The 6,623-nt window shown below is 37.5% G+C and carries 7 protein-coding genes, 1 tRNA gene and 2 pseudogenes; 7 read left to right on the top strand and 3 right to left on the bottom strand.

Going from position 1 to position 6,623, the window contains the following annotated elements; genetic code table 11:
- Positions 1-131 (top strand): annotated as a pseudogene (locus WB217_RS09115) (ABC transporter permease); the annotation flags it as partial.
- A 41-nt stretch (positions 132-172) separates the two neighbouring features.
- On the opposite strand, the gene WB217_RS09120 reads toward WB217_RS09115, so the two are convergent.
- On the bottom strand, positions 173-625 hold the full coding sequence (locus WB217_RS09120; RefSeq protein ID WP_423992719.1) for a winged helix-turn-helix transcriptional regulator: 453 nt from the start codon (positions 623-625) through the stop codon (positions 173-175).
- Positions 626-771: 146 nt separating this feature from the next.
- On the opposite strand from WB217_RS09120, the gene WB217_RS09125 reads away from it, so the two are divergent.
- The 4 genes and pseudogenes from WB217_RS09125 to WB217_RS09140 all read left to right on the top strand — a co-directional run.
- On the top strand, positions 772-1,299 hold the full coding sequence (locus tag WB217_RS09125) for a DUF4242 domain-containing protein (RefSeq protein WP_423992721.1): 528 nt from the start codon (positions 772-774) through the stop codon (positions 1,297-1,299).
- A gap of 62 nt (positions 1,300-1,361) precedes the next feature.
- On the top strand, positions 1,362-2,408 hold the full coding sequence (locus tag WB217_RS09130) for an acyl-CoA dehydrogenase (RefSeq protein WP_423992723.1): 1,047 nt from the start codon (positions 1,362-1,364) through the stop codon (positions 2,406-2,408).
- A gap of 88 nt (positions 2,409-2,496) precedes the next feature.
- A complete protein-coding gene (locus WB217_RS09135) occupies positions 2,497-2,664 on the top strand; it encodes a lipoprotein (RefSeq protein WP_423992725.1) in 168 nt (55 codons plus the stop codon).
- Between the two features lie 15 nt (positions 2,665-2,679).
- Positions 2,680-3,009, top strand: a pseudogene (locus tag WB217_RS09140) (peroxiredoxin family protein); the annotation flags it as partial.
- A gap of 398 nt (positions 3,010-3,407) precedes the next feature.
- Here WB217_RS09140 and WB217_RS09145 read toward each other — a convergent pair.
- Both WB217_RS09145 and WB217_RS09150 read right to left on the bottom strand, forming a co-directional pair.
- Positions 3,408-3,480: transfer RNA gene (locus WB217_RS09145), tRNA-Ala, on the bottom strand.
- Positions 3,481-3,586: 106 nt separating this feature from the next.
- On the bottom strand, positions 3,587-4,270 hold the full coding sequence (locus WB217_RS09150) for an MgtC/SapB family protein (RefSeq protein ID WP_423992731.1): 684 nt from the start codon (positions 4,268-4,270) through the stop codon (positions 3,587-3,589).
- A gap of 169 nt (positions 4,271-4,439) precedes the next feature.
- Here WB217_RS09150 and WB217_RS09155 point away from each other — a divergent pair, with 169 nt between their 5' ends.
- Positions 4,440-5,354 carry a DMT family transporter gene (locus WB217_RS09155; RefSeq protein WP_423992727.1) on the top strand — a complete coding sequence of 305 codons (915 nt, stop codon included), beginning with the start codon at positions 4,440-4,442 and terminating at the stop codon, positions 5,352-5,354.
- Between the two features lie 11 nt (positions 5,355-5,365).
- A complete protein-coding gene (locus tag WB217_RS09160) occupies positions 5,366-5,926 on the top strand; it encodes an N-acetyltransferase family protein (protein ID WP_423992729.1) in 561 nt (186 codons plus the stop codon).
- Positions 5,927-6,623: the final 697 nt, after the last annotated feature.

Genomic DNA, 6,623 nt, shown 5'->3' on the forward strand with positions numbered 1-6,623 from the left:
GAAACTCCATGAGGCTTGACCTTGTTATGGCAGGCATTCTTTTTATTGGAATATCAGGCCTATTGCTTGATAAAGCAGTTGGTGTTTTTGAAGCGTGGATTAACCGGCAATGGGGGAAAGTGAATAATTGATAAAAGACAGAGTGCATGATTGCTCTCTGTCTCCCTAATATTTATATAAGTGAAGATGTATCAATTGTTTCGATTTCGACTATTTCTAATTCGTCCACATTTTTATTGCAGTGAGGACAATAGTAAGCTATTTCAACTTCATGCTTACACTCAGCATGGATAATTTTCTTATAGCATTTTTCGAGATTGCTCCGTCCCCATAAGATGATGGCGTTAAATACACCTTCCAGTTCTTGTCCACTTTCGGTAAGCGTATATGCATATCTAGGTGGGTGATCTGAATAAAGGGAGGAAATCACCAGGCCAGACTGTTCTAGATGTTTCAACCGGTCAGAAAGTATATTAGATGAAATACCAGTAAGTTCTTTTTTGATCTCATTAAAAGTTGTTCTTCCAGCTAAAATTTCATGTAATACAAGTAATGTCCACCGATCCCCAATAATATTTAAAGTTTGAGCGATATTACAAGGTAAATCATATTTAGATTCTCTCATAGTATAAACCTCCGATACAAATTAATTAAACCATAATAAAATTTTTAAAACAACCAAGTTGTTTTTTTTAACTTAGTGTAATAAAATAATTAACAAGTAATAACCGAGTAAACCTATCGGTTATTTATAATTAAGGAGGAACTAAAATGTCATCTTTATATTTAGTGGAATCAATCTTAAACAGCTCAGTAAAAGGAAAAGAATCTTTTGAAAAAAAGGTCGTTGAAATTCGTGAGGAGTTAGGAAAGCAAAATGCAAGTTTAATTGAGGTTCAAGTAGCAAAGGATCTATCTAGAGCTTTCTTTATCCTGGAGGCCGAAGAACGTAATGTCATAAATGAAAGTTTAAGAGGGTTAGGGATACCTGTGACTCTGATCAAGCCTGTACGTCTTGTTGGAACAGAATTAGAGGAAGTTAAGAAGCAGGCCGACAAAGTAAATTATCTTGTAGAATGGAACCTTCCAGAAAACTTGACAATGGATGCCTACCTGGAAAGGAAGTCCAAAAACTCAGTACACTATGCAGAAGTTCCTGAAGTTACTTTTTCTAGGACATATGTTTGTGAAGACATGACAAAATGCCTCTGCTTCTATGATTCTCCTGATGAATCAACAGTCAAGAAAGCACGTGAAGCTGTTAAGGCACCAATTGATACGATTACTGAATTATCATAATGGCTGAACCTCCGTCGTCGGAGGTTTTCTTTTTAAAAGGCAGCAAAAGGGAGAGGTATGCTTTGAACGATCTGACGATATTGGATGAATTAATCCAAAAACAGCTAAAGCCATTTGTACGGAAAATCGATACGGATGCCTACTATGCCGAAGATTATTTGAGGAGTGTAGGCAAAGCGGGATTTTTAGATTCCCGAAATGGGGTAGATTTTTCAAAAGAGGTACGCGTTGTAGAGGAAACATCGAAGATTTGTATGACAACCGCATTTAACCTTTGGTGCCACCTTGCCTCTTTAACTTATATTCGTAATAGCGAAAATGCTTATTTGAAGAATGAAATTCTGCACAAGCTGGAAAAAGGGGAGTTGCTTGGCGGTACGGGGCTCTCCAATCCAATGAAGTATTATGCTGGGTTGGAAACTTTGCATTTGAAAGCATCAAAGACAAATGAAGGATATATTGTGAAAGGGCAATTGCCATCTGTTTCAAATTTGGGTACTGATCATTGGTTTGGTATCATTGCAGAGGTTAGCGAGGACCAACGGATTATGGCAGTGGTACCATGTAATACTGAAGGCCTTGCTTTAAAAGCAAAGCTAGAGTATTTAGGGGTAAACGGAAGTGCTACTTATTCATGTACTTTTGATGAAGTGAAGATCCCCGAAAAATGGGTAATATCACATGATGTGGATCAATTTATTGTCAGAATTAGGCCAGCCTTTGTGCTTTATCAAATACCGCTGGGCATAGGTGTTACTGAAGCTGCCGTTGCATCGATTCGTCAAGTTTGCAATAAGCAAGGAGGATGCAATAACTTTTTGCCCATTCAGCCGGAGGAACTAGAGAAAGAATTAGAAGAACTCCGTACTAAAGTGTATGATTTGGCTGCAATTCAGGATATACAAGAACATTGGCATGAACTTCTCCGGTTGCGCCTTGGAGTTGCTTATCTTACAGCACAAGCGACCCATGGCAGTATGCTTCATCAGGGAGGAGCAGGATATTTAAAATATAGTGCTCCATCACGAAGACTAAGGGAATCATATTTTCTGCTTAATTTAACACCTACTGTAAAACATCTTGAAAAAATGATGAATCAAATTAAATAGGGTTATAATAAATCTTATTGTTAAAAGCTCTGATTCACTTGTTTTTTATCAGAAATTTTTAAATGCAAAACAAAAAATGGGAGATACCATGAAAACAAGAAAAATAATAACACTGCTGTTAATTGTTCTTGTATTAACAGCTTGCAGTAAAACGAAACTAGAAGGAAATATGGTACTGCTTAATCAAGACCGGGAAGAGGTCACCTTCCCACAGGCCAAGCCAACACTGTTTTTTTTCATGACAACCTACACCTGAACGCATTGTCAAAAGCAACTGGTCCAGTTGCACAAAAATCTCGATAGATTAAATGATTTCGATCTAAATACGTTTATTATCAGCGGAGATAGTCCAGAACAGCAAAAAGAATTGTACAATGCATTGGTCCAAGAGTATGGAAAAAGCTTACCATTCATTTCAGACCCAGAACTTAAAATGACTGAGTTGTTTGATATGAGAAATGGAGAAGTTCCTTTTAGAGGATATGGACTCCTTGATCAAAAAGGGAATGTAGTGTTCCATACAGCAAATGATTATTGGGGCGAAGAATTAGATAAGACAATAGAAGAGATTAAAGAAGAATACAATGGTATATCCAGTTAAGAAAATTTTGAAAGATGCTGCCTCCAAGGAGCGTAGTTAAAGAATTTGGTGAATAGAAGTTAATAAATGTTTTATCTGTGTCTGATTTATTTAAGTTGTCTAATACATCAGTATAATAGTGGCTATAAAAATGCTACCGAATTTCCATCGTGAGAGGCAGGTTCAAGGAAACTAATCAATGTCCTGCAGGCGCAGCTAGATAGGTGAGACCCCGGTAGAAATGGCCCCAAAAGAAGGGCCGTTTTACCCCAAAGACACCAGCGGCGGCGAGGAGGCTCACCCCAGCCCCTCGGAAAGTGAAGCGCCTGGAAACGGAAATCAACGGACCATTTTTACTTGGCCAAAAAATAAAAAGGGTGCCCAAAAGATTATACTTTTGGACACTCTCTTTTTGTAAGTGGAGAATAGGGGGCTCGAACCCCTGACCTCAACGCTGCCAGCGTTGCGCTCTCCCAGCTGAGCTAATCCCCCGTATCTAACTAAGATAAGGTACAAGAAAAATTATATCGCCAACTTTGCAGACATGCAAGAAAAATTTAATAAAACAGAAAAAAGCCACTCAACAGCGGCTTTTCAACTACACACTTTCGATTTCTACCCGGTTGATTCCTTCTATTAAAGAAACAGCTTCATAAACATCGGTGGTTTTTCTGCGGAAATCCACAGTGACTATTAACTGAACAAGCTGATTCCCCTCTGCTAAATCTTTAATGCGTACATTTTTTAATGCGATATTTTCCAACTTAATTTTGGTGATAATATCGGCAATGCTCTCTCTGCCGTTCACATTGAATTGGAGGCGAATTTCTTTCTCTCTCATCTGCCTTGGACCGATGAATTTCATTAGAAATGGCATAAATTCAACGCTGACAATCAGCAGGGCAACGCCCGCAATCGCCTCTAAATAGAAACCCGCACCAACTGTGATGCCAATTCCTGCAGCTCCCCAGATCATTGCAGCTGTCGTCAGGCCTGAAATCGTATCATTTCCTCTTCTTAAAATCACACCGGCACCAAGAAAACCAATTCCCGACACAATTTGAGCAGCCAGACGTAGTGGATCCATTGTAATGTTTACATCTTCATCACCAGGGAACATGTATGCAGATTCACTTGAAACAACGGTTAAAAGACAGCTGACAATTGAAATGACTAAGCTGGTTTTTAGGCCAACCGGTTTTCTCTTAATTTCCCTTTCGAGTCCAATGACCAGCCCTAAAAAAGCTGATATTCCCAACTTTATTAAAATTTCCATATCCATAGAATACAACATATTAATCTCCTGCCCTGATAAGATGTATTTTCTTTCCCTATCTATAGTTAAATAAACCCTTTTCGGTTAAATTTTTTAATATAATAAGAAAAATGATGATTTTCATTGTAGAATACATATACATTAAAAATTGTTTCTTATTAAAAGGAGAATAATGATGGAATCACCAAAAGTTAATCCATACTTAGCAGTTGCGATAGGTGTTGTTGCAGTGTCGACATCAGCTATTTTAGTAAAAGTTTCTTCTGCCCCTTCGGGAGTCATAGCCTTTTACCGATTGCTTTTTTCAGTCTTATTTATGCTCCCGGTATTTCTTTTAAAATATGTTTCAGAACTCCGTCTTATTACGAAACGGGATTGGGCATTTACCGTGATCTCTGGAGTTTTCCTGGCTTTTCATTTTATTCTATGGTTCGAATCATTGAACTACACCTCTGTAGCCAGTTCAACCGTATTAGTAACCCTGCAGCCTTTATTTGCATTTGCTGGAGCCTATATTTTCTTCAAAGAAAAATTATCTGCAAAAGCCATTCTAAGCGGGGTTATTGCCATTGGCGGAAGTGTGATTATCAGCTGGGGTGATTTTAAAATAAGCGGAAGTGCACTGTTCGGCGACTTCCTGGCAATTGCAGCCTGCGCCCTGGTAACGGTTTATCTGCTATTCGGGCAAACGGTGAGAAAAAGAATGTCCCTTATAACATACACATTTCTTGTCTATAGCATTAGTTCAATTACATTGTTCTTTTACGTTATCGCGGCTGGAGACTCTTTCTATCCTTACCCTAAAAGTGATTGGGTTTATTTCATCCTTCTCGCTGTAATTCCAACCTTACTCGGACATACGCTATTCAACTGGTCAATCAAATGGCTTAGTGCATCAATTATTTCAATGGCTATCCTTTTTGAACCGGTAGGAGCGACCATACTTGCTTATTATCTTCTGGGTGAAAACGTTATTTGGACTCAAATAGCAGGTGGATTAGTTGTTATTGCAGGAATAACATTATTTTTAATCGACGAAAGACAAATGAAGCTGAAAAAAAGAGCAGAGATAAATTCGATTTCAGGATAGGAGAGATGCGAATGCAAATACGGAGAGCGGAAGCAGGGGACGCCCTGGGTATAGCCAGGGTACATATTGAAAGCTGGAAAGAAACTTACGCAGGAATCATTAGTCAGGAATATTTGGATTCGCTAAAAATTGAAGATCGAATGGGACTGTGGGAGAAGAGTTTATCCCAAACACCGCAGCTATCCCCTGTATTTGTCGCAGTAAATGCAGAAAATAATATAGTCGGATTTGCTTCTTACGGAAAAGAACGCACAGGAAAGTTTAATGCGGATGGAGAGTTATACGCCATCTACATTCTTAAAAAGTATCAGAGAGAGAAACTGGGGTTGAAACTTCTTCAGGCTGGAGTATATGAATTACTGGAACAAAATTATACATCAATGCTTGTATGGGTCCTTGAAGAAAACATAAGCCGAAAATTCTATGAAAGTCTTCTGGCAGTAAAAACAGGCGAAGAAACTGATAAAATTGCAGGTAAGGAAGTTGTAGAATTGGCTTATGTGTGGGATGACTTGAAAGCATTACAACAAAATGTGATTCATAGAATAAAGAGTGAGAAGAAAATGATATGAGAAAAAAATCCCCCGAGTAAGGGGATTTTTTTATAGTCTGTACAAAATTAAATAGTAAGGAATTATTTAATAGATTCGGCAAGAGACCTGTTAGAACGAACAGAAAGGAAAAATAACATAATATCCAAAGAAGCATTATATAAACAAATATGTGAACCGGGAAAATAAAAAGGCGCATATTGTGCTGAAAATAAAGGTCCCGCCACGAACTTTCCCCTCGGCATTTGCAATTTTAATGGCCTCAATATAAGAAATACAAAACAGGAATATTGCCATGAATAGTGATAGATATAATGCGATCGATTGCAGCAAGCATAATCACCCCGTCATATAGTTTGTCCAAGCCATTATATGAACAGGGAAAGAAAATTATTAAAAAAACATATTAATAAGAAGAAAGTAGGGGGAGTTTAAAAAAATATAAACTCGTAAAAATTCTTTTAAAAATTATATTGCAAACATATTTTATCCATGGTATATTTAATCTCGCTTGAAAGAAAGCAACAAGATTTGATAAACAACTTCGTTTTAAACAAGTGAAAAAAATAAAAAAACGTTGTTGACAATAACAAATCAACATGTTATATTAATAAAGTCGCTTCTAGGCGGCAAGCTAACTAACTTGTTCTTTGAAAACTAAACAAACAAGCGTCAACAAACAATATTTTATAGTGACTTCTATTATATAGATGATCAC

It is taken from the genome of Mesobacillus sp., assembly GCF_049588175.1.
Taxonomy (GTDB): domain Bacteria; phylum Bacillota; class Bacilli; order Bacillales; family Cytobacillaceae; genus Mesobacillus.